The following is a 1,111-nucleotide window of genomic DNA, read 5'->3' as shown; positions in this document are numbered from 1 at the left end:
GGTGGACGTGCTGGTGAACAACCTCGGCGTGTTCGGCGCCGCCGACCCGCTGGAGATCAGCGACGACGAGTGGCGCCGCTACTTCGAGGTGAACGTGCTGGCGGCGGTGCGGCTGATCCGGCTCTTCCTGCCGGGGATGACCGAGCGCGGCTGGGGCCGGGTGCAGAACATCGCCAGCGACTCGGCGATCGTCACCCCGGCCGAGATGATCCACTACGGCATGTCGAAGACCGCGCTGCTGGCGGTGAGCCGCGGCTTCGCCAAGCAGGCGGCGGGCACGGGCGTCACGGTGAACTCGGTGATCGCCGGTCCCACGCACACGGGCGGGGTGGAGGACTTCGTGTACGAGCTGGTGGACCGCGACCTGCCGTGGGAGGAGGCGCAGCGCGCCTTCATGCGCCGGCACCGGCCGCAGTCGCTGCTCCAGCGGCTGATCGAGCCGGAGGAGATCGCGCACATGGTCGTGTACCTGGCCTCGGAGCAGGCGTCGGCGACGACGGGCGGGGCGGTGCGCGTGGACGGCGGGTACGTGGACGCGATCCTGCCGTGAGACGACCCCCCTGCCGTGAGGTGACCCCGCCGCAGCGGTGGGCCGGCGCCTGTGGGACAGGCGCCGGCCCTGTGCCGGCCTTGCTGACCTCAGGGGATCACCCGGAGTGGAAGGCGTCCGGGGTCCTGATCCGGTCGCGGATCCAGACGCCCGCCGGCTTGAGTGACCCGGTGCCGGTCCAGGGCCCGTCGGCGGCGCAGGTGCCCGGGGTGAACACGGCTCCGCTGCGGTGGTCGTCGGAGTAGTTCCAGTTGACCCAGCTGATCTTCTTCCGTGCCATGAGGTCGAGGTAGCGCTGGGACATCGCGAAGTCGTCGGCGCCCTCCCCGGCGTAGTTCTGCGTGCCGAACTCGGTGACGAACACGGGGATGCGGTCGGCGGCGCGGGTGAGGGCGGCGAGGTACTCGTCGCGGTGCGAGGCGGCGTAGAAGTGGAACGTGTACATGATGTTGGAGGCGTCGACCGGGTCGTTCACGACCTCCGACTCGTCGGCGCCCTCGGACACGCCGAACGAGGACCAGGCGCGGGTGCCGACGAGGACGGGCGCGTCGGGGTCGGCGG

General features: G+C 71.4%; 2 protein-coding genes. One reads left to right on the top strand and one right to left on the bottom strand.

The window, feature by feature from the left end; translation table 11 throughout:
- Positions 1-550 (top strand): SDR family NAD(P)-dependent oxidoreductase (locus tag CCN29_RS34370; RefSeq protein WP_086686347.1); only part of this gene is annotated, 550 nt, incomplete at its 5' end.
- Between the two features lie 97 nt (positions 551-647).
- On the opposite strand, the gene CCN29_RS34365 is transcribed toward CCN29_RS34370, so the two are convergent.
- Positions 648-1,111 (bottom strand): cellulase family glycosylhydrolase (locus CCN29_RS34365; protein WP_143661481.1); only part of this gene is annotated, 464 nt, incomplete at its 5' end.

This window comes from Streptomyces pseudogriseolus (assembly GCA_002154585.1).
Classification (GTDB): Bacteria; Actinomycetota; Actinomycetes; order Streptomycetales; family Streptomycetaceae; genus Streptomyces; species Streptomyces pseudogriseolus.
Note: the sequence above shows the minus strand (reverse complement) of the source record. Positions and strands in the feature narration are given on the sequence as shown.